Origin of the sequence: Sulfurospirillum barnesii SES-3, from assembly GCF_000265295.1 — a bacterium.
Taxonomy (GTDB): domain Bacteria; phylum Campylobacterota; class Campylobacteria; order Campylobacterales; family Sulfurospirillaceae; genus Sulfurospirillum; species Sulfurospirillum barnesii.
Genome location: NC_018002.1, coordinates 1,743,412 through 1,765,103, shown reverse-complemented (window position 1 = coordinate 1,765,103; position 21,692 = coordinate 1,743,412). Strand labels below are relative to the sequence as shown.

Below are 21,692 nucleotides of genomic sequence, written 5' to 3'. Positions count from 1 at the left end.
TATGGGCTATGTACAATTAGAGAATGTTGAAACAGACTTTTGTTTAAAAGATGTGAACCTTAGCATTAAAAGAGGTGAATTTGTTGTCATCATGGGACATTCAGGGGCTGGGAAAAGTACAATCCTAAATGTTTTGGCTGGATTTATAGAACATCATGGCAAGCTCTACATTGATGGCAAGCTTTTTAATGGTGTGCCGACTCAAAAGAGGGAGATGGGTTACTTGCATCAAGACATTCATCTTTTCCCCAATTTGAATGTTTTTGAGAATATCGCTTTTGGATTAAGGGCAAAAAAGTATCGTAAGGAAAATATCCATAACGAAGTGAATCAAATGCTACAGATGCTTAAAATCTCTCATTTAGCAACACGGTATCCTAAAAACCTTAGTGGCGGAGAGAGACAAAGGGTTGGAATTGCTCGGGCAATTATTACAAAGCCAAAAGTATTGCTACTAGACGAGCCACTTTCCAGTTTGGATTCTAAGACAGCAGAAGAGATTAGGAATGAGCTAAAAATGTTGCATCAAAAGCTAGAGCTGACAATCGTTTATGTAACACATAACATAATGGATACCCAGATGTTGGCTCAAAAAGTTGTAGCAATTGAAAATGGTAGAATTATTGATAGTAAAATTTAGCGTTATAAGAGACTCTATGCAGAACTCTCCAAAGTAAATTGGGAGCACTTAGGGGCTAAAATAAATGAAAAACTTTTTATAGCCATTCCTTTCATCGCCATTAAAGTGTTATAATCTTGATTAAATTTTTTTAGTGAAGATAAAAGATATTTTTCTGTGTAAAGTTTATTGTATTTAATTGAGATGGGGTATTTTGAGTGCAAACGGTTCATCAGCTTTTTTTTACAACAATAGAGGAAAAAAAATCAACATTTCATGCTTTTTTGTGCCCTATAGATGCGATGGAATCTTTACATGTAACGCTTAAAAATGAGCACCCCAAAGCCGCACATATTGTCTGGGCAAAGCGCTATTTTAATGAGTTTCGCCAAATTGTTGAGAACAACTCCGATGATGGTGAACCCAAAGGCACTTCTGGTCCTCCTGTTTTAAATGTCATGCGTGGGGTTGAATTGGTTGAAGTGGGCTTATTGATTGTGCGTTATTTTGGGGGAATTAAATTAGGAACAGGTGGGTTGGTTAGAGCGTATGGAAGCAGTGCCAAAGAGGTGATTGCCGCTGCAACCCTGACTCCTTTTGTCTTTAAAGAAATCCTTACATGTAAAACAGCTTATCCTTTGGTTCCTCGTTTTGAGCATTATGCATTACAGCATACGTTACATGTAAAAGAGCGTTTGTTTGAAAGCGATGGAGTGGTGTGGAAACTTGAGATAAGCGAAGCCCAAAAAAAAGAGTTTTTGGATTTCGCTTCTTTGTTTGAAAGAGAGGGGTTTAGCGTTTTATAAAGCGATGGCTTCAATTTCTATGGAAAGGTTTACCATATCATCAACGGTAAGCCCACCACCTTCTAAAATTTTATTCCATGTAAGACCAAAATCTTTGCGATTTAGTTTGCCTTCTAAGCTAAAGCCGATTCTTTGGTTACCTTGAAAATCTTTTACAAGACCGTGGATTTGTGAGCTTAAGACAATATCTTTTGTGACACCGTGCATGGTCAACTTGCCATAGATTTTATTCTCTTTCATGGCTGTCATAACAAACTCAATGGTTTTAAATTTTTCAACATCAAAAAAGTCGGCACTTCGAAGATGCTCATCGCGTTTAGTAACCCCTGTATCAATGGAAGAAGCATCAATTTTGGCATTGAGTTTTGTAAAAACTTTTTTTTCTGCGTCAAACTCAATTTCACTGGTATAGGCGTTGAAATTCCCTTTGACATTTGAGATCATCATATGTTTGACAGAAAAGCCGACATGCGAATGGGTAACATCGGTAACAAACTCTTTAGCATGCGCAAAAGAGAGACTAAGGAAGAAGGCAAGCGTGAGCTTAAGAAAAGATTTCATCGGCGTATCCTTTTTTAATAAATCTAAGTTCTTCCGCATATTGACGAAAGAACTTTAATAAAAAAGTATAGTTTCTTATCACTTATGGCTTATCTGTGATAAAAAAGTAATTTTTTAATTTAAGAGAGCGTTTTGAGCGATACCCATAAGTTGAAAAACACCAGCACTACAAATTCCAGCAAGAACACCTGCTACCATATCATCTCCCATGACCCCAAGTCCCCCTTGAATATTACGATCAATTCTTCCAATAACCGAGGGTTTCCAAATATCAAAAAGACGAAAAAATATAAAACTTAGAGCAATTTGAATGGGTGTAGACGAGCTTAAAATCAGCGCAATCCACATTCCAACCACTTCATCAATTACAATGCGTTTGTCATCGTGATTGCCACTTTTTGCTTCATAAGTATTGATTTCTTTAATACCAACCAAACTAAAGAGAATCGTAAGTAAGACAAGGGTTTCCATGGAAATATAATTAATAATACCAACACCCATGCCCAAAGCCAGTAGAGAACCTGCTGTACCTGATGCTTTGGGAGAGAGTCCAGAGTAGAAAAAGGTTAAAAAAATATTTGGGCGCATACGGTTCCTATGTAAGTGATGTGGTTTGGTGCAAACGCATGAGCTCAAGGTAAAAATCTTTTTCATCATGGTTTTCAAGAAGTCCATTGTTAGGGAAAATGGCATCGTAAATTCTGCTGATATTGTCAAAACGGTGTTTAAACAATTCACTCAAAAGCATCGCCGAAATATCTTTTCGCATAAAAATAGCAGGAGGAAGCATGCCTAGTTTTAAAATTTCTAGCAAGGATTTTGAATGGTATTTAATGTGATGGTGTGCACCATGTGGGCAGGTATTTGTGCTGACCAAGGTTTTACACTCATCGCAATAGACAAATTCAGCAATAATTTCAATTTCAATGGCAAGGTCACTGTATTGATCCAACAAGGATTTCATCTCATTTTTGTCATAATAGGCGCCAATACCACTGTGGTGTTGTCCTAAAATCAGCTTATTGCATCCATAATTTGAAGCACAGATACTGTCTAAAATAGCATTTTTATAGCTTGAAAAGAGGTAGGTATTTTCAAAAGGAACAATCACTACTCTATTTTTTGGAAGATAATTTTCTACAAAATATTGTAATGTCCTAAGGCGTAAATCATAAGAGAGTATATCTTGTTTATAAGGTTTTAGTAAGAAAATAACCAATAAATCATACTTCTCAAGTGTCATACGAATAACCCTTTCGTGGGCACGGTGAAAGGGGTTGGCATTGATCATAATTGCAGCAACATTTTTAGCATCAAGCTCTTGTTTTGCTGCTTCAATTTTATTTTTTATTTGTTTAATATCATCAAACCATACTTCATATTCGCCGCATATGGCATAATCACCCAAGCGCTTAAGAAAGATTTGCGTTTCAGGGTTAGAGAGGTCATACGTTCCAAAAAGCTGTTCAATCCGTCGCTTCTTATCAATTTTAAACACTTCTTCTACAATGATAAAACCTCTGTTTTTACCATCAACAAATAAGTCTAAAGTTTCCCCTTTTTGAGCCTTTTCAAGGGTTTCTCTGTTTTTTTCACCCGCTGGTGCAATAATAAAAGGAAAAGGAAAGGGCTTACCTTTGTAATAGCCACTCTCTTCAACTTCCTGTGCTTCGGCTTGATTCATAAGCTTGTCTACAGGGTATAAAATACCCTCTTTGGCAAGGGCAAGTGTGGCTAAAAATTCATTATCAAGATAGAGTTGATTATTTTTTCTTGTTGATTCCATATTTTTTCCTTTTTTCCCATAAGCTTTTACGAGAAATTCCTAATTTTTTTGAGAGTTCTGTATCGGGAAATTTATTTTGAAAATGATAAATAACGTATTTGACATATTCATCAATACTTAACACATCACCTTGATCTAAAACTTTACTTTCAGTATTGATTTCAAGGACAGAAAATGTACTCTCTTCATTAGGGTCTGTACTGCAAATAATCGCACGTTTACCTTCTAATACAGTGTATGCTTTTATTTTTTCACTGCGTTTTAAGTTTTGTAAATCAATCACATATAAGAGTTCATCGTTGTTTGCACGTGTGATTTTTTCGAAGGCATTGCCTTGTGTAAGCGAAATAAAGGTAAAGGTTTCATTGCTCATTTGTGCGTAGTGAAAGACCAATGCATCGGCATGTTTTTGAAAATTTGTTTTAATTAAAAGAGGGAATTTTGTTTTTTTGTCAATGGGTTCTAATTGGGCACTGGCAAAGAGGTTTGTGACATACTCTTTATAGGTTTCATTCTCTTTTTTAAGATTTTTAAAATCATTGAGATGTCTTAGTTTGCGCATAAGCTCTTCAATCATAAAAGGCTTTTGAATGTAATCACACGCCCCTGCTTTAATAGGGTTTGTCACTGTGTCATTGCTAATGTAAGAAATCATTAAAATAATAATAGAGTTACGGTGCTTTTCAATGACAGGGTAAAAATTTTGACCTGAAATATTCGTCGAAAGAAGTACGGCATCGTATTTTTCATCTTTTAAGGCATCTTTAATACTGGTACTAATTTCACATAAATGTCCGATTTCCATTAGTTTGGAGGCAATACTTTGGGCAAGATAAATTTCATTTTCGACAATTAAAATCTTCATACATGTGTCCAATCATAATAATGTAATGTAGCAGTCGCACTGACGGCGACACCTTCTTTTCGACCGACAAAACCTAATTTTTCTGTCGTGGTTGCTTTAACATTGACATGAATCGGGGAGAGCTCCATAATGTCAGCAAGGCAAAAACGTATGGCATCCTTAAAAGGGCTAAGCCTTGGGAATTCCGCCATGATGGCAATATCACAATGGCTAATGTCAAAGCCTACTTTATGAATAAAGGCACACACCTCCTTGAGTAATGTTTTAGAATCAATATTTTTATAGCGTGGATCATTGTCTGGGAAAAGCTCACCAATATCGCCTGCTCCTGCTGCCCCTAAAAGCGCATCAATAAGTGCATGAATGGCAACATCACCATCGGAGTGTGCCTTAAAGCCAATTGTGTCATGGACGCAAATGCCTCCTAGCATCATGGCTTTGCCCTCTTCGTAGGCGTGAACATCAAATCCATAACCTACAAAAGCATGCGTGCTAGGTGCTTTAAGGCAAGCCATGTCGTGAAGATCTTCTTTACATGTAAGTTTTTTTGCTCGTTCACTGCCTAAGACATACGCAACCTTGCCCCCTAATGCTTTAATGGCACTGCTATCATCCGTGTATGTGATCTTTGTTTCTAGTGCTTTTCTTAAAGATTCTGTACGGGAGAGTTGAGGGGTTTGAATACGCTTTACAGCATCTCTATCAATGGTTGCCTCTTCAAAAACCACGGTGTCAACGACGGGGACATAAGGCACAACGATGTCAGCATTTTCCATTTCAGCTAAGAGGCGTACAAGCATCGCTTGATCGATACACGGACGTGCACTGTCGCTGACTAAGACGTAGGGTGTGTTTACATGTAAAAGGGCATTGTGTAAAGATTCTTGTCTACTTTTACCGCCTTCTACAAAGTGAATAGTATTACTAAATTTTTGTGCGTAAAAGGTTTCATCTGGGCTTGTTGTCACAATGACTTGAGTAAAAGGGAAAAGATGTTGAAGGTTTTGGGTTGCAAAAAGCCACAATGGCGTCTCTTCAATGCGTAACCACTGCTTTTTAACACGTTGGTTAAAGCGTGATGAACTTCCAGCTCCCAACACAATAAGGGTTAATTCGGGCAAACTTTGTCCTTTTTCTGAAGTGTTGCGATATTATACATTTTGAAAGCTTTTTTTTATCTTTTTTGTGTTAAATTCCGCCACTACTTAAAGCAAGTGAGGTTAAAAATGTTAAATAAAGAGAGAGTTCAAGAAGCGCTTTGTAGGGTCAAGTACCCAGGTTTTGAAAAAGATATTGTGACTTTTGGATTTGTAAAAGCCATTGAAGTATCAGAGAATAATGTTTATGTTGAGACCGAAATTGTCTCTTCAAGTAAAGAAGTGGCTGAGGAATTAAAAGCTTCGATTGAAAAAGCTATTAAAGATTTAGGGGCAGGGCGCATAGATGTTGTTGTCAAACAACCAAAACCTCCTGTTGAAAAAAGCAACTCACAATCGGGTAAAAATATGGCTCCACACATTAAAAATTTTGTGATGGTAAGCTCAGGAAAAGGAGGTGTTGGTAAAACCACCACCACCGTTAACTTAGCCATTGCGCTTGCAAGTCAGGGCAAAAAAGTAGGTTTATTGGATGCTGATATTTATGGACCTAATGTGCCTCGTATGATGGGCGTGGTTGATACACATCCTGAGATTGTGGGTCAAAAAGTAAAGCCAATTGTTGCATACGGGGTTGAGATGATGAGTATGGGCTCTTTAATGGAGGGTGGTCAGTCACTCATCTGGAGAGGAGCAATGATTATGAAAGCCATTGAGCAGCTCTTGCGTGATATTTTATGGAGCGATTTGGATGTTCTTTTTATCGATATGCCTCCAGGAACAGGTGATGCACAGCTGACTTTAGCACAAAGTGTGCCTGTTACAACGGGTATTTGTGTAACAACGCCTCAGCAAGTTGCGCTTGATGATACCGAGCGAAGCTTAGACATGTTCCAAAAATTACACATTCCTATTGCAGGAATCATGGAAAATATGAGTGGATTTATCTGCCCTGAGACGAATAAAGAGTATGATATCTTCGGTAAGGGAACCACAAAGCCTTTGGCGGAGAAGTTTAATACAATTGTTATAGGTGAAATTCCAATAGAGCCAGCCGTACGTGAGGGTGGTGATGCAGGAAAACCTGTGACGTTTTTCCATCCAAGCAGTGAAACCGCTAAGCGCTACCAAGAATCAGCACGTAAACTTTGGGAGTGCATTGAAAAAGTCAATGAAGAGGGTGGGGTAAGCAACGAGGCAATTCAGCCAACCATGGGTGTGAATGGTAGCCCCAGTGCGTGTTCAAGCAAATAAGTCATATGGTTTATAAATTGTCATTAAAGGAGGGGTCATGGCAGTACGTGTGAGTATTGATGAAGCTGATTTTGCAGCATTGGTAAGTGAAATTGAATCACAAGAGGGGTATAGAAGACCGATTGCATTTGGTATTGCACGGGTGGATAGAGGGCAACTAAACCCTGAAAAGATTCTTCAAGCCAGTTTTCCTGTTGTTAACTGGAATGAAAATTTTGGAAGTGCGGCTATTTTTATTGCAGCATTGCAAGCCAGCGGTGTGGATGTTGATTTTACGAGCAGTGAGTTTGTTTATGATGTGAAAAAAAAGTTTGTGAGAAATGCTATGAATGCCTTTACTCCCTACTTAAATCTTGCCTTTGGCGATGCGCATAAAAATGTTCAAGTGATTAAAACACTTGATTGGATTGCTCAGACTGAAAAATTGAAAAAAGAGTATCGCATTGTCTTTTTATTTGAAGATGATAAGCCTTTAAGTCCTGAGGCGGTCTATTTGAAACTCTATGCACTCTCTACAGGTAAGGCAGCGCTTCGAACAGTTGATTTAACGGGTGCGTTTGGTGTGTTGGAAAATGTGGCATGGTCTTTTGGTCAGCCTATTGAGCTTGCATGGCTTAGAGAGCATGAGATTGAGATGAAACTGATGGGTGAATATCCACTGATTGAGTCTGTTGATAAATTTCCACGCTTTTTATCGCATATTATTCCAGCGGATAATACACGTATTTTAGATACTAGCAAAGTAAGAATGGGTGCGCAGTTACATGCGGGTACTACCATTATGCCAGGTGCGAGTTACGTGAACTTCAATGCAGGCACCACAGGTGCTGTAATGGTTGAAGGACGTATTAGTTCTTCAGTTGTCGTAGGTCGGGGCAGTGATGTTGGTGGTGGTGCAAGTATTTTAGGCGTACTCAGTGGTACCAATGGCAATCCTGTGAGCATTGGTGAGAACACGCTTTTAGGTGCAAATTCAGTCACAGGTATTCCTTTAGGAGATGGCTGTATTGTGGATGCGGGTATTGCAATTTTAGAGGGAACAAAAATTGGCGTAAGTGCCAGTGAGCTTGCCAAAATTGTCGAAGCCAATCCAAAAGTAAAGCTTAAAAAAGCAGGCAAAGAAGAGATGGTGTTTTTTAAAGGCTTAGAACTTTCAGGTCTTCATGGCATTCATTTCCGCCAAAACAGTGTTAATGGGATGATTATTGCAACACGTAGCAAACGAGAAATAAAACTTAACAGTGAGTTGCACTGATTTATTTTGAAAGGAGTTTGTAAAAGCTCCTTTCACGTTTAGTTATGTGTCCAATAAAGATTGATTAAATTTTTCAGCCCATTTTGTTGAAATTTTAAGATAGGTTTGATTAGCAATAGCATGGTCTTTTAAAATCCAATTGCCACACGTAGCACAACGGGTTGCATACTCTTCTAATTCTTCTAAACTCATTTTGTCAACGTCACGTAAGCGTGCTTTACATTCCATAAGTGAGCATTTAAGTGAGTTCGTGTCCATGTGACGCTCCTTAGAAGACTTTTTTCGTCACATTGTAGCACAATTGAGAGTGTATTTGTGCATAAATTATGCACAAATTAGGCAGTTTCTTCCACTCTCCTTTGCTTTGTAAAGGGCTGCATCAGCTTCTTTAATACTATCATAAGGTGTCTTTCCTTTTTGAGAAAGTGCCACACCAATACTGACAGAAAGGCGCTCTTTTTTAAGCGGTGCTTGTTTTTGTCCTGTTTTTGGAGGTTTTAGAGGGCGATTTTTATCACGAATGACAAAGCCTCTGCGGAAGATGGCTTCTCGCACCTCTTCTAATGCCATAATACACTCTTCTTTTTTCTTCCCACTAAACAAAATAGTAAATTCTTCGCCACCATAACGAAAGGCTTTTCCTCCATTTTTAACGTGTGTTAACTCTTTTGCAACTAATTTTAAGACATCATCGCCAATATCATGTCCAAACGTATCGTTAAATTTTTTAAAAAAATCAATGTCAACCATAGCAATAAGATACGAAGAACCTAAACGTAAAAAACGCTCTTCTAAAGCTCTTCTTGAAGGAATTCCTGTGAGTGTGTCAATGTATGCCATGCGATACGCATCGTGAATCAGTGCGGTAATAGCAATGAGTGTACTAACAAGGGCGAAGAGTACAAAAGCATTACTGTCTTGTAAAAAAAGGTAGGGCATCATTTGTGCAAGGAGCATCCAAAAAGGAGCTTTTTGGCTTTGTGTTTCAAAAAGAAGGGAAATTAAAAAAATAAAAAGCAGAGCAATAAACGACATGATAAGAATAAAATCACTGGCTTTGCTTAATCCTTGAAGGCTTACATGTAAAATGGGCGTATCCAGTGCTTGTTCTAGTGAAGGTGAAAAAGCATTGAGCCCCATATAGCCAAGGATAAGCATGAAAACACCCACGCTTGTGCGAAGGGCTCCAAAACTGCTAAAAAGTCCACGCTCTTGCAAGGCATAAATCAGTAAATAGCCAAAGGCGCTTATTAGTGGAGCAATATGCCAAAAAGCAGAGACACTGAGTTTTGAAAATAAGGTATTGGGAAATGCCAAACAAAGTGTAAAAAAAAGAGGAAAAAGCAGTAAAACGAAAAGTTTACTCTTGTTAAAATAAAGACTCAATGCAAGGGAAATAAACAAAAAGAGAAAGGTGCTTTGCCAAACAAAGTAGTAGAGATAATTGGGCAAGAGATGAAAGTAGCTGATCAATACAGCCGCTAAAATCATCCCAAAGCAAAGTGTATGAAAGGTGAAAAAAGCCTCTTTAAATCGTTGCATGCACTTCCTCGTTTTTGTGCGATTATAGCGAAATTAGCTCATATTCCCATAAATCTCCCATCAAAGGGGCTTGTAAGTGAGGTTTCCCTAAGAGTAGTTTGATGACTTCAGTGCTTTGAATAGCAGCGGCAAAGCAAACAGTAAAGGAGGGATTGCCTGATTTTTTTTCAACACCATCTCCTTTCTCTTTGTAGAGATGATGAAGCGGCGTACAACTCGCAAACTGACTGTAATACCCTGCAATAGCTCCATGCACAAATGCTTTATGCTCTTCTTGAGTCAGGTCGGCAAGGGCGCATTTTAGATCTGGATTATCCAGTGCATCAACAACAACATCGGCATCTTTGAGTAAAACAGTATCGCTATGTGGATCAAAAAAACGGCTGATAGCCTTTACATGTAAGGCAGGATTAATGGCTTCAAGATTCTCTTTTACAACTTCTGCTTTAAAGCGTCCAAGTGTTTTTGTGGTTGAAAAATTTTGACGATTGAGATTATGCTCCTCAAAAACATCACCATCAATGAGGGTTAATCTTCCAATACCAATACGTGTGAGCATCTCACTCACAAATCCGCCTAAGCCGCCACAGCCAATAATTACCACATGCGATTGAAATAATGTGTATTGTTCTTGTGTGGAAATGGTCTTTTGGTTGCGTTTGTAGCGCAGGGGTAAAATACCTGCCTTAAGTGCTTCCTCTTCGATGTCACGAAAGTTACATGTAAAGCGTTTCATGGCTTCAAAACTTGTTTTTAAAGGTAAAAAACCTTCTTCTAAATGTGTACGTAAAAAATCTAAACGCTCCATAATGTTTCCTTTCTAAGCTATAATATGGACAAGACTTTATCTTGATAGTAGCGGAGAATGACGATGTATATTATACTCAATGCTTTTTCCTTTTTACGTGAAAAATTGGCACAAAAAGGGATCCCTTATTTGGATGCACAATGGATGATTGATGATAAAACACGCGTGGTTGATTTGATTGATTCATTGGGCTTGAAACAAAGTGATGTTGAAGCAGTCTTTTTAAACCATACGGTTAGTTCGAAAGAAACCCTTTTAAAGGAAGGGGATAGGGTAGCTCTTTTGCCTCCAGGAACGCCTGGTTCGTACAGACTTCTCTCAGGCTTAAAAGAAGAGCATTAACCTCCACCCACTTTTGGAAAGAGAGCGATTTCATCGCCCTCTTGTAGCACATACGATACATCAACATGTCTCCCATTTGCCATTAACACACCCAAAGGCGATACACTCTCAAGATCAAGTGTATCTATGACCGTTTGTGCGGTTGTACCTTCGGGATATTCTTTTTGCTCTGCTTTAAAGCGACCTTCTCGGTATTGAGCAAAAAGTTTAACAAAAACGTGCATCAAAAATTCCAGAACGCATCAATTTCTTCTCCTGTGAAGTCCCAAACCACATTGTGTGGAGGTAGTACTTCATATTTCATAAATTCAGGTAGTCTATCGTCCGCACTGTTAAGACCCGCTTTGATGTTAAATTCATGTTCAGTTTTAAGAATAGTTTTACCTAAATTGACCACATCATCGATTGTAAGAGTACATCCAAAGCGTGCATTGATCATATCAACTAAGGCAGGTAAACATTTTGGATCATCAAGGGCTGGGAAGGCAACAAAGATACACATACCTGTACTATCAACCGCTGCAGTTGCAATTTGAAGATTTCGTGCAAGATCAACTTGTCCTTCTTTTTTGAGTGGATCAACATGACCACCGCTGTTAAGGATGTTGGTGGCAACAGCGTACCCTGAAGTATGATCTGCGCCCATGGTTGAGGTCGCATAGGTGATACCTTGACCTTTTACCGCACGTGGCTCATACGCTGGAATACCTTGACCTTTAACGGTTGGAACACGCACTAAACCATAAATTTTTCCTAAAATATGGGTGCCACTACCAATAATACGACCCATTGCTGTACCATTTGGTAAATCTTTTGATAAAAGCTCATACGCTTTTTCGCCATCACCGTACGCTAAAATACCCGCATCCACTGCAAGTCCTAATGTGACGCTTGTTTCGATAGAATCTACACCCAAATCATCCATTAATCCATCCATTTTGGCGATTAAATCTAAATCTTTAATACCAAAGTTTGCACCAAGTGCCCAAATGGTCTCGTATTCAAAGCCTGATGTGAGGTAATTGCCATCTTTGTCGTTATAAACTTGTGAACATTGGATAACACAACCTGCGTGACAACCATGGGTTGTTTTTCCACCTCTTGCTTTAATATTTTCTGCCATGGTTTCACCACAAATATTCTCAGCAAATTCCCAATTTCCAGCTCTAAAGTTACGGGTTGGAAGACCACCTGCTTCGTTAAGGATGTTAACTAGAACGTTGGTACCAAATGCAGGTAACCCCTCTCCACTGATAGGATTTTCTTGAAGCGCTTTGGTGAAAACTTTACTGGCTTCTTTGAATTTTTCAGGATCAGCAATGGTGACTTCTTTATAGTTTTCAGCATCCACCGTGATACATTTAATTTTTTTAGAACCCATAACAGCACCCAGACCGCCACGGCCATGACTTCTGAGTTTTCCGCCAGGATCTTTAACAGAGATATTCGCAAGGTTCATACGCATTTCACCTACACGACCAATGGTCATAACGGCTACTTTTTTGTCATATTTTGCAGCGATTGCATCTAAAACAGCGTAGTTATCAAGCCCTACAAGCTCAGGCACTTCAATAAACTCAACTTTATTTTTGGTTACATGTAATTGATAAAAAACATTCTCATTTTTAGGCATACCCTCAATAATCAATGCTTTAACACCAAGTTTTGACATAATACCCGCACTCGTACCACCAACGTTTGATTCTTTAATACCACCTGTCAAAGGGCTTTTAGCGCCACAGGAGTTACGACCTGAATTAGATGCAGATGTTCCTGAAAGAAGTCCAGGGGCAAAAACAAGTTTATTATTGGGGCCTAGAGGATGACACTCTGGATCGACCTCTTGTGCAACAATAGTTGAGGTGAGCGCACGGCCACCAAGCCCTAACCACTGAGCAGGAACCTCTTCAATTTTAAAACTAAGATTGGTCATGTTGACACGATAAATTAGATCAGCCATATTAACTCCTTTGTTAAAGTTTTGTTTTATGTTGTAATAGTATTCTAAAAAAATAGCGCCAAAATAGCCTAACTATTCTGAGCGTTTTACCATATAACCTATTCCCCTTATGTTTACTATAAAATCTTCCTTTAATAGGTGTTTTAAACGGTTTATTTCAGCTCTAATCGTTGGAATATCCACATCTACATCATCCCATACATGTTCCATAAACATTTCATAACTACACACAAAACCTTTGTTGTGCGCTAAAAAATCAATAATTTTTAGTTGTCGTTTAGAGAGCACTTCAGGAGTATCATTAAAATAAAGCGCCATTGTCTCTGAATTATAGCTATAGCATTTTGAGAGTCTTTTGTGACAGAGCGTTATAGGTTTACTTTGTGCGATTTTATTGATTCTAAGTCCCAACTCTTTAAGATGAAAAGGTTTTTTTAAATAATCGAAACAACCCAGTTCAAAAGCTCTTGTAATATCTTCAATATCAATCAGTGTTGAAATAAAGATAACAGGAACCATTTTTTTCATAGCATGGAGTTTTTCAATAATGCTAAGCCCATCAATATTGGGAACATTAATGTCAAAGATTAAAAGGTCAAATGTTTTGGTTTGAAGTACATTTAAACAAACATTTCCATCACGTACCGATGTTATGGCATGTCCAATAGAGCTTAGATAATGTGTAATGGCAGTATTCAGTAATATATCATCTTCGAGTAGTAGCATTTTCATCGTAACCCATCTCACTTAGATTCATAAAATAATAGTTAGTTTCGTATGTTAAAGCACAAAGCTACATCTATTATAAGCTTACTCTCTAAGGGTGTCAAACAAAACGTGAAAAACAAAAATATGCTTTTTAGGCATATCTTTTTTTACACACTTGTGCTAAAAAGTGGTGGCAAAAGCCACTACTTTTTAGGTTTTAGGGATTGAAGTTCGATAATGCGTAGAACAATAGCAGAGTAATAAGGGATACTTTGAATTAAAAGCGTAAAGGAAAAAACATAAATTTCAGTAATGCGTGTATAGTTTGTAAAATAAAGAGCAAAAAAGGAGATAGTAAGCAGGGTTGCTAAAATCATCTCATGACGGATAGGATTGGTATTGGTTTTTTTTGTATTTCCACCTTTTTCGGTGCGTTTAAAAGGAAGACCATCTTTAACAAAACCATCGTACACCGCTTTAAAAATAACCAATTGCAGACTCATAGACGCAATAGCGCTTAATACCGTCTCTTTTATGCCCATTTTGACCCGCGTTCGATACAAAATAGAAGCGTGTAAAATATTGACCAAAAAGGCTACAACAATGGGCAGTGTTAATGGAAGGGTAGGAATGGTGACTCCTACAAAGATGATAAATGGAACCCAGAAAATATTTAAAAAAGCAGTCATCGCACCAAAGGCATCGGAAAGCCAAAAGAACCACCCCGCTACAAAATGGTATTTTTGGTAAGGCGTTAATGTTTTAGAAGAGGGTAGAAAACGTCTCCAATGATGTTTTAAAATTTGAATGGCACCATACGCCCATCGGTGGCGCTGCGTTCGAAAGGCTTCTACCGTATCAGGGAGTAATCCCCATCCATAACGTCTGTTGGTATAATGTGCGGTATAGCCTGCTTCAAAAAGGCGAAGTCCTAGTTCTGAATCTTCCACAATAGTATACGTTGTCCAATCCCCCACTTCATGCATGGCTGAAAGGCGTGCCATCAGCATCGTGCCATGTGCGACAATTGCATTTTCTTCATTTCTCTCAACCATACCAATGTCAAAGAATCCCGCATATTCTGCGTTCATTGCTTGTTTAATAAGCGATTCATTGCCATCACGGTGGTCTTGCGGTGCTTGAACAAGGGCTACTTTTGGGTCATCAAAAAGAGGAACTAAATCAATAAGCCAGTTTTCACCCACCACATAATCAGCATCAATAACTGCTAGAATCTCTGCTTTTTCATTGGTGTATTTAAGGGCTTCATTGAGTGCTCCTGCTTTAAATCCTTTACATGTAATGTTTAAAAAGACAAATTTTTCACCCAATTTGGCACAATGCTCTTCAATGGGTTTCCAATAAAACTCTTCTGTTGTGTTATTGATAACAACCAATACTTCATAGTTTGTGTACGTAAGTTTTGCAAGCGAATCAAGTGTTTCAATCAGTACATGGGGTTGTTCTTTGTAGGCAGGAACATGAATAGAAACAAATGGAACATGTTCGGATTTAAGATTAAGAGGAGCCAGACGTTTTGGTGCGATTCCTAAGGTGCATTTAAAAAGCTCATTAATTTTAGCTAGGGTGATAATCACCAATGGAATCATCAGAAAAATACCCATGGTCCACATGACCCACATACCAAAGTTCATGTAATAAATAAACGGATAGGTTGCTGCCATAGCTATACCAAAGCCCATAGCTTGTGCCGCAAAGCTATACGTAATGGCATGTGCAAAATTAACCCTTTGATTACGAAGACCAAAAAAAGTGAGGAGTAAACCAAAGAAGACAGCGCCTGCCATTTGATAACGCCAAAGAGGATTCAGAACAGTTTGCTTAATAAAATGAAATTTAGGTTGTTTGTTAATATCAAAAAGTCCCCAATAAGGTCCAACACTTCCCTCATGCACACCTTTCCATGGCTGATCGAACGCTTCAACAATGTTGTAGCTCCATTTCTCAGCATTTGCCATCTCTAAAAAGCCAGTGATGGCTGCAATTTGATTGGTCAGTGTGGCTTCTGCTTTTTCATTATTGTATCCACTGCTTGGCCATCCAAACTCTCCGATGGTAATAGGCTTTTTAGGATACATTGCTGCAATCGCATCGTATTTTTCTTTGGCAAAAGCTAAGGTCTGTTCGATAGGAATTTTTTCCCAATAGGGTAAGATATGGACATTAATGAAATCGACGTGACGTGCTAGCTCTTTGTTGGTGAGCCAAACATGTTGTACTTCTGCCGTTGTCACAGGAATACGGGTGCGTTTTGAAACACGGTCAATATAGGCTATGAGTTCTTCAGGGCTCAAGTCAGCACGAAGCAAAACCTCATTACCTACAATAATAGAAGCGATTTTAGGGTAATACAGTTTGGTTAGTTCAAATAAAGTTTCAATTTCATACTCATTGGCACCCTTATCGCCTGAGAGCCAAAGACCTATATCGACTTTGAGTTTGTTGTCTGCTAAATTACTTAAAACCCTTTTCGCATCATCAATGGCGTAGGTTCGCACTTTTCGTGCAGTTTGCTCGATAATTTTCATATCCTTAGCAATCTCTTCATCGCTTTTAGGTGCTTTTTCAAATCCTCGATAAGGCGTGTAGGAGAGGGATTCTATTTTATCACCAATTTGCGGTGACGTGACAATTTTATCACCACCTCTTGTCCATAAGAAAACGTGTACAAGGGATGTGATAACCATAGAAAGTAGGACATATTTGAAATATTTCAATCGATGCTCCGAAAAAAAAATGGTAGAGTTTAAGTATAAAACTGTTGTAAAAATGGTGACAATTTTACAACAAGTTTGTTTAAAAATGAGGTCTTATTCTTTACATGTAAAGGGGTGTTTTGAAAAAAAGTGAAAAAGCTCCTCTTTTGGGAGTGGCTTTGAAAAATAATACCCTTGAAAGCGATCACAGCCAAAGGTCGTAAGAATATCTTTTTGTTCTTTTGTCTCAACCCCTTCTGCTAAGAGATGCATATTAAGATTTTTACCAATCGTGATGATGTTTTGAATCATTTTTGCAGAGGCAACATCATGGGCAATGGTATCAACAAAACTTTTATCAATTTTAAGCTCATTAATCGGTAATTGACGTAGCATACTTAACGAAGAGTAGCCTGTGCCAAAATCGTCCATAGAAATCTCAATTCCCATATCTCGGATTTGATGCAACAAAGGCAAAATATAGTGCAAATCTTCAATAAAAAGATTCTCGGTTACCTCAAGGGTGATATTGAGATACTGTGTTTGTGTTTTCTTGAAAACATGAAGCATATGTTCTAAAAAATGAGGATCCATAAATTGGCGTACAGAGATATTAATCGAAACATGAAAAGGGTGTTGGAGTTTTTGATGCAATTCATTGACATCGTTGCAGACCATTTCAACGATAAGCCGACCAATTTTTAGCATAAGACCTGAAGCTTCTGCTAGAGGAATAAAATGATCGGGAGGAACATTTCCTAGCAGCGGGCTATTCCATCGAATAAGAGCTTCAGCTCCATAATAAAAACCCTCTGCGGTAATTTGCGGTTGATAAACCATAAAAAGTTCATGGTTGCTAATTGCTTTTCGTAATTCTTGTTCAATGGTAATGTTTTTTAAAAACCCCTCTTGCATTTCACTGGCAAAAATGTGCGCACTGTTCTTAATTTTTTTTGATTCATACATTGCAATATCAGAAGCTCGAAGGAGCATGTCAATCGTATGACCGTGCTCAGGATAACAAGCGATTCCCACGCTTGCACCAAGGTTAAAATGCAGTTGCGTAATGACGTATGGTTCAGAAAGTGTCTCAATAAGTTTTGAGGCAAAATGCATAAGTTCTTCATGTTTGGTAATCAAGACAAGCAGAACGAACTCATCACCGCCATAGCGAACAATAAGAGAGTGCGGTGGCATAATGGCATTTAGACGTTTAGCAATTTGTATCAGAACATAATCACCATAATGATGCCCAAAACTATCATTCACCGTTTTAAAATGATCCATATCAACATAAATCATGCTAAAAGCAGGGCCATCTTTATGAATCCATTGTTGAACACACTGTTTAAGGTAGTAGCGATTAGGCAGTAGGGTGAGCTGATCGTGAGTGGCTTGTTCAAAAAGCTCTTTTCTGCGCTCCTCTTCTGCTTTAGCGATGATACGAAAAAGGTAGAAGAAAATACTTCCTATCCCTAAAAAAATAAGTAAGTAAAGAGAAGATTTTTGGACAAACTCTTTGACTATAAGACTCAGGGGTGTTTGCGAAAGTATCCAAAGGTGATAGGTATTGTTATATTTTAAAGAAGCGAGGTAATAGCCTTTTTCACCTTGTTGATATAACGTAGAAACAAGCAGTTGATTGCTTTTTAGTTCCTTAGGTGTGATGCCATGGGTATCAAAAACAGTTGTAAAGAGTTTTTCCATGGTTTCTTTAGAAAAGGGAGCATTATAAACACGTTCGTAATCTTGATGACCATTTGAATGGTATTGGTAATAAAGGTCATGGTCTCGAATCACAGAGAGGTTGAGATAGTGACGATGCTTTAAGGCACTTAAAAGTGCATCAAAAGTACTGGTATGTTTGAGAACGGTGGTAATAACAAACTGTGCTTCACCTGCTTCATTGCGAATCGTTTTTCGAATAGGCATCCCCCATTTTTGTAAAGGAGGTGAAAAATAGACACGTCCAAAAACCATTCCATCAGAAGCCAGAGCTTGTAAAAAAGAGTCACGGGTTTGTGGAAGTTCAAGAAGATTGGGAATATTTGTTGGGTCTTTATCTGAAGTAGCATAAATAAATTTGCCTTTTGGGGTGGTAATACCAAGGGCAATCATTTCAGGATTATCAATAAGTGGTTGAACATGATTTTGAATGTTGTGTAAATTGTTTTCTAAAAGCCCAATACCCAAAATATCGGTAAGGCGTTCGTACGTGTTGAAGAGCGAATGCGTTGCATTTGCCATAAGTTCCACGATATTTTCTTGTGCAGTTTGATGTTTGAGGTAAGCATTATTCCATGTCGCATAACATACTGTAGCAAATAAGAGAGTAGCAATCAAAGATAAAACATAAAAGATAAACCAAATATTTTTCTTAATAATTGCCATACGTACAATTCCTTGCTTAGAAAAGATGGTTAAGGCATTGTAACATTTTTTAAAGAAAAAAGTGGGTATTTGTCTTTTATGCAAAGCCTTATGAAAGCACCAAAAAGGTATAATCTTAGAAAAAATTAAAGAGAGAATAATGGTAGAAGTTAACAACCTTACGATGCGTTTTTCGCATCAATTATTGTTTGAAAATATCAATTTAAAATTGGATAAAGGGAAGCGTTATGGTTTAATTGGTGCCAATGGCGCAGGTAAAACCACTTTTTTAAAAATTTTATCCCGTCAGATAGAGGCAACCAGCGGTAATATTTCGATTGAAAATGGTTTAAGAGTAGGGGTTTTGGGACAAAATCAGTATGCGTTTGAAGATTACACCTTAAAAGATGCCGTTATGTACGGTAATAAGCGTTTGTATGATGCGATTAAAGAGAAAGAGCATCTTTACGCTACGGGCGATTTTGATGATGATAAAGTCAATGACCGTTTGGCAGAACTTGAAATTATTTGTGCCGAAGAAGACCCAACGTATGAAGTGGATGTAAATATTGAAAAAATCCTTGCCTCTTTAGGTTTTCCCGTCTCCATGCATGAGAGTTTAATGAGTGAACTCACAGGTGGCGATAAGTTTAAAATTTTATTAGCACAAGTGCTTTACCCAAAACCCGATGTCCTCTTTTTGGATGAGCCTACGAACAACCTTGATTTGGAAGCCATTTCATGGTTAGAAGAGCAACTCATTCGCCATGAGGGAACCATGGTGGTTATCTCTCACGATAGACACTTTTTAAATGCGGTTGTTACCAACATCCTTGATGTGGATTTTAAAAAGATTCGTGAATTTACAGGTAACTACGATGAGTGGTATTTGGCGGCGAATTTAATCGCCAAACAACAAGAGATGGACAGAGACAAGAAGCTCAAAGAGAAAGAGGAGCTTGAAGCCTTTGTTCGCCGCTTTTCAGCCAATGCGTCTAAAGCAAAACAAGCAACGTCTCGTCAAAAACGTCTTGAAAAATTGGATATTGCTGATATTCAAACTTCTTCCAGACGAGATCCGAGTATTGTGTTTCGTGCGGGGCGTGATATTGGCAATGAAGTCTTAGAAGTCGAGGGGATTGAGAAGAGTTATGGGGATCAAAAGGTACTTCATAGCATTAGTTTTAAAGTTGAAAAAGGCGATAAAATTGCACTCATTGGTCATAATGGTGTGGGTAAAACAACACTGTGTAATATTATTATGGAACAATTGGAAAAAGATGCAGGTACCATAAAATGGGGTGCAACGATTATTCCGAGTTATTTTCCTCAAAACACCACCGATATGATTACGGGTGATTTACAACTTTTTGAATGGTTACAGCAGTATGATGCAAAAAAAGATTTAGATGAAATTCGAAAGTGTTTAGGGCGTATGCTTTTTTCTGGTGAAGAGCAGAAAAAAAGTGTGAGTCAGCTCAGCGGTGGTGAAAAACACCGTATTGGACTTTCAAAAATGATGCTAGAAAAAGGCAATTTTCTTGTTCTTGATGAGCCAAATAACCACCTTGATTTGGAAGCGATTATTGCTTTGGGTGAGGGATTATTTAAATTTTCAGGTAATGTTATTTGTGTGACACACGATAGAGAGCTGATTGATGCATTTGCTAATCGCATTATCGAGTTACATCCTGATGGCACAATGACAGATTTTAAAGGCGATTATGAAGCTTTTAGAGAGACGTATGGCCGTTAAAAACACCCCTTTTAGCCTAGGGAGCACTTTAGACAACGATAGCGCTTGGCAGTTTGAAGAGGTGAAAACCTCTTCAAGACCCGTAGTACTCAAAGAGCCTGCAAAGCATTTGTTAGTGCTTAAAATGGAAAAACGTCAAGGTAAACCTGTCTCTATTGTCGGACCTTTTTTTCTAGCAAAAGAGGCTTTGACGCAACTGTGTTCTTTGGTCAAAAAGAAATTAGGCAGTGGTGGTACATGTAAAGAAGAGTGGTTGGAATTTCAAGGCGAATGTCGTGAAAAACTCAAATCCATTTTACAAAATGAGGGATTTCGTTTTAAGGCTTAAAGAATGACATACGTATTGAATTCATTATTACCTATTTGTTTGATTGTTGCTATTGGGTACACCTTTAGACATATGAAATTTCCCTCCACCGATTTTTGGCCTCTTGCCGACCGCTTTACGTATTATGTCCTGATGCCTGCTCTTTTAGTGTATAAACTCTCTGTTGCCAAATTGGAATTAGCTTACACCGCTCCTCTTGTTTTAACCACGTTATTAAGCATTGTTGCGGTTTTAGTGCTACTGCTTTTTTTAAATACTCTTTTGCATTTTGAGGCTAAAGCATTTACTTCCATTGTGCAAGGAGGTATTCGTTTTAATTCCTATGTTTTATTAGCATTTGTGGATACGGCATATGGAGATGAGGGTTTGGTTTTAAGTGCAATTGTGATGGCATTTGCAATTCCTTTTATCAATGTTTTGTGTATTGGCGTATTTGCTTTTTATACCCGTAATGGGCGCTTCTCTTTACTCGCCTTTTTAAAAACGATCATTAAAAATCCCTTGATTGGTGCCTGTGCTCTGGGTGTGATGATTAATTTAAGCGGATGGGAATTGCCTCTTTTTACCCTTAAAACACTCTCTCTTTTAAGCAATGCTGCTCTTCCCATTGGTCTTTTATCGGTGGGTGTTGGTTTGGAACTTCGGTATCTTAAAGTGGCAAAAAAAGAGTTAGTGGTGTCAAGTGTTGCAAAATTATTGCTGTTTCCCTTATTGGCATATGGTATTGGTCTTTTGTGCGGATTGAGTGGGATACATCTTAGCATTGCTATTTTATTTGGCTCTATGCCAACGGCTATTTCATCGTATATTTTAGCAAGGGAGCTAGGTGGCGATGTTTCACTTATGGCTTCTATTATTACTTTACAAACCCTAGCATGTATGGGAACGCTCCTGTTTATTGCTCCTTTTTTATAGTTA

The 21,692-nt window shown here is 38.2% G+C and carries 21 protein-coding genes; 8 read left to right on the top strand and 13 right to left on the bottom strand.

Annotated features, from left to right (window positions below; genetic code table 11):
* Position 1 precedes the first annotated feature (1 nt).
* Both SULBA_RS08865 and SULBA_RS08855 read left to right on the top strand, forming a co-directional pair.
* Positions 2 to 640, top strand: a complete 639-nt coding sequence (locus SULBA_RS08865; protein WP_014769949.1) for an ABC transporter ATP-binding protein — start codon at positions 2 to 4, stop codon at positions 638 to 640.
* 197 nt (positions 641 to 837) lie between these two features.
* Positions 838 to 1,425 carry an IMPACT family protein gene (locus tag SULBA_RS08855; RefSeq protein WP_014769948.1) on the top strand — a complete coding sequence of 196 codons (588 nt, stop codon included), beginning with the start codon at positions 838 to 840 and terminating at the stop codon, positions 1,423 to 1,425.
* On the opposite strand, the gene SULBA_RS08850 is transcribed toward SULBA_RS08855, so the two are convergent.
* The 5 genes from SULBA_RS08850 to SULBA_RS08830 all read right to left on the bottom strand — a co-directional run bounded on the left by SULBA_RS08850 (position 1,420) and on the right by SULBA_RS08830 (position 5,758).
* Entirely contained in the window at positions 1,420 to 1,986 is a 567-nt protein-coding gene (locus SULBA_RS08850; protein WP_014769947.1) for a YceI family protein, read from the bottom strand. The two genes, SULBA_RS08855 and SULBA_RS08850, sit on opposite strands and share 6 nt — an antisense overlap.
* Positions 1,987 to 2,100: 114 nt before the next feature.
* A complete protein-coding gene (locus SULBA_RS08845; protein WP_014769946.1) occupies positions 2,101 to 2,574 on the bottom strand; it encodes a phosphatidylglycerophosphatase A family protein in 474 nt (157 codons plus the stop codon).
* Positions 2,575 to 2,581: 7 nt separating this feature from the next.
* A complete protein-coding gene (locus tag SULBA_RS08840; RefSeq protein ID WP_014769945.1) occupies positions 2,582 to 3,772 on the bottom strand; it encodes a sulfate adenylyltransferase in 1,191 nt (396 codons plus the stop codon).
* The gene (locus SULBA_RS08835; protein WP_014769944.1) at positions 3,750 to 4,637 is read right to left on the bottom strand and encodes a response regulator; all 888 of its coding nucleotides are present in this window, start codon (positions 4,635 to 4,637) and stop codon (positions 3,750 to 3,752) included. Before SULBA_RS08835 ends, SULBA_RS08840 begins: the two co-directional genes overlap by 23 nt.
* Positions 4,634 to 5,758 (bottom strand): bifunctional 2-C-methyl-D-erythritol 4-phosphate cytidylyltransferase/2-C-methyl-D-erythritol 2,4-cyclodiphosphate synthase, encoded by a 1,125-nt coding sequence (locus SULBA_RS08830; protein WP_014769943.1) that lies wholly within the window; start codon positions 5,756 to 5,758, stop codon positions 4,634 to 4,636. Before SULBA_RS08830 ends, SULBA_RS08835 begins: the two co-directional genes overlap by 4 nt.
* Before the next feature lie 105 nt (positions 5,759 to 5,863).
* On the opposite strand from SULBA_RS08830, the gene SULBA_RS08825 reads away from it, so the two are divergent.
* Positions 5,864 to 6,988, top strand: coding sequence for an Mrp/NBP35 family ATP-binding protein (locus SULBA_RS08825; RefSeq protein WP_014769942.1), 1,125 nt, complete (start codon positions 5,864 to 5,866; stop codon positions 6,986 to 6,988).
* 37 nt (positions 6,989 to 7,025) lie between these two features.
* Positions 7,026 to 8,243, top strand: a complete 1,218-nt coding sequence (locus SULBA_RS08820; protein WP_014769941.1) for a tetrahydrodipicolinate N-succinyltransferase N-terminal domain-containing protein — start codon at positions 7,026 to 7,028, stop codon at positions 8,241 to 8,243.
* A gap of 42 nt (positions 8,244 to 8,285) precedes the next feature.
* Here the strand turns inward: SULBA_RS08820 and SULBA_RS08815 are convergent, their stop codons facing one another.
* From SULBA_RS08815 to SULBA_RS08805, 3 genes are all read right to left on the bottom strand, one after another.
* Entirely contained in the window at positions 8,286 to 8,501 is a 216-nt protein-coding gene (locus SULBA_RS08815) for a hypothetical protein (RefSeq protein ID WP_014769940.1), read from the bottom strand.
* Between the two features lie 66 nt (positions 8,502 to 8,567).
* A complete protein-coding gene (locus SULBA_RS08810) occupies positions 8,568 to 9,785 on the bottom strand; it encodes a GGDEF domain-containing protein (protein ID WP_014769939.1) in 1,218 nt (405 codons plus the stop codon).
* Positions 9,786 to 9,807: 22 nt separating this feature from the next.
* The gene (locus SULBA_RS08805; RefSeq protein ID WP_014769938.1) at positions 9,808 to 10,593 is read right to left on the bottom strand and encodes a HesA/MoeB/ThiF family protein; all 786 of its coding nucleotides are present in this window, start codon (positions 10,591 to 10,593) and stop codon (positions 9,808 to 9,810) included.
* Positions 10,594 to 10,656: 63 nt separating this feature from the next.
* Here SULBA_RS08805 and SULBA_RS08800 point away from each other — a divergent pair, with 63 nt between their 5' ends.
* Positions 10,657 to 10,935: a MoaD/ThiS family protein gene (locus SULBA_RS08800; RefSeq protein ID WP_014769937.1), complete on the top strand. Its 279-nt coding sequence runs from the start codon at positions 10,657 to 10,659 to the stop codon at positions 10,933 to 10,935.
* Here the strand turns inward: SULBA_RS08800 and SULBA_RS08795 are convergent.
* From SULBA_RS08795 to SULBA_RS08775, 5 genes are all read right to left on the bottom strand, one after another.
* The gene (locus tag SULBA_RS08795; RefSeq protein WP_014769936.1) at positions 10,932 to 11,159 is read right to left on the bottom strand and encodes a MoaD/ThiS family protein; all 228 of its coding nucleotides are present in this window, start codon (positions 11,157 to 11,159) and stop codon (positions 10,932 to 10,934) included. The genes SULBA_RS08800 and SULBA_RS08795 overlap by 4 nt on opposite strands.
* Complete coding sequence (locus tag SULBA_RS08790; RefSeq protein WP_014769935.1) at positions 11,159 to 12,895, bottom strand: aldehyde ferredoxin oxidoreductase C-terminal domain-containing protein; 1,737 nt, start codon at positions 12,893 to 12,895, stop codon at positions 11,159 to 11,161. Before SULBA_RS08790 ends, SULBA_RS08795 begins: the two co-directional genes overlap by 1 nt.
* Positions 12,896 to 12,967: 72 nt before the next feature.
* Positions 12,968 to 13,627, bottom strand: coding sequence for a response regulator transcription factor (locus SULBA_RS08785; protein WP_014769934.1), 660 nt, complete (start codon positions 13,625 to 13,627; stop codon positions 12,968 to 12,970).
* Positions 13,628 to 13,806: 179 nt separating this feature from the next.
* A complete protein-coding gene (locus SULBA_RS08780; RefSeq protein WP_014769933.1) occupies positions 13,807 to 16,341 on the bottom strand; it encodes a glycosyltransferase family 2 protein in 2,535 nt (844 codons plus the stop codon).
* A gap of 93 nt (positions 16,342 to 16,434) precedes the next feature.
* Positions 16,435 to 18,711, bottom strand: a complete 2,277-nt coding sequence (locus SULBA_RS08775; RefSeq protein ID WP_014769932.1) for a bifunctional diguanylate cyclase/phosphodiesterase — start codon at positions 18,709 to 18,711, stop codon at positions 16,435 to 16,437.
* A 139-nt stretch (positions 18,712 to 18,850) separates the two neighbouring features.
* Here SULBA_RS08775 and SULBA_RS08770 point away from each other — a divergent pair, with 139 nt between their 5' ends.
* From SULBA_RS08770 to SULBA_RS08760, 3 genes are read left to right on the top strand one after another with little or no spacing between them, the layout of a single operon-like run.
* On the top strand, positions 18,851 to 20,446 hold the full coding sequence (locus SULBA_RS08770; protein ID WP_014769931.1) for an ABC-F family ATP-binding cassette domain-containing protein: 1,596 nt from the start codon (positions 18,851 to 18,853) through the stop codon (positions 20,444 to 20,446).
* The gene (locus SULBA_RS08765; protein ID WP_014769930.1) at positions 20,415 to 20,774 is read left to right on the top strand and encodes a translation initiation factor; all 360 of its coding nucleotides are present in this window, start codon (positions 20,415 to 20,417) and stop codon (positions 20,772 to 20,774) included. The genes SULBA_RS08770 and SULBA_RS08765 overlap by 32 nt, the downstream gene beginning before the upstream one ends.
* A gap of 3 nt (positions 20,775 to 20,777) precedes the next feature.
* Entirely contained in the window at positions 20,778 to 21,689 is a 912-nt protein-coding gene (locus SULBA_RS08760) for an AEC family transporter (RefSeq protein WP_014769929.1), read from the top strand.
* Positions 21,690 to 21,692 lie beyond the last annotated feature (3 nt).